This window comes from Mesorhizobium sp. WSM4871 (assembly GCF_055811295.1).
The window spans coordinates 1-330 of record NZ_JBVVPU010000067.1; the positions used below are offsets into that span (position 1 = coordinate 1).

The 330-nt window shown below is 56.7% G+C and carries 1 protein-coding gene; it reads left to right on the plus strand.

All coding sequences use genetic code 11. The annotated features are described in order from the left end of the window. On the plus strand, nucleotides 1-330 hold a 330-nt coding region (locus tag AC0L2H_RS32545), incomplete at both ends, for an ABC transporter substrate-binding protein (RefSeq protein WP_473593683.1).

Consider the following 330-nt stretch of genomic DNA (forward strand, 5'->3'; position numbering starts at 1 on the left):
CCGGGTGTGCGTCACGGCGGCGAAAAGTTCAAAAACTACTGGCAAGGCGACAAGTACGGCCATGCCGATCAGGTCGAGATCATCGTCATTAACGACCCGACGGCGCGTATGGCGGCCCTGCAAGGCAACCAGGTCAACATGATCGGCCAGGTTCCGCCGAGGATCGTAGACCTTGTGAAGCAGGTACCCGGCGTGACCATTCAGAACGTTTCGGGGCGTGGCTATTGTAGCTTCAACATATTCTGCGACACCGCACCGTTCGACAACAACGATCTCAGAATGGCCTTGAAGCTCGCGATGGACCGCGAGGAAATGGTGGACAAGATTCTG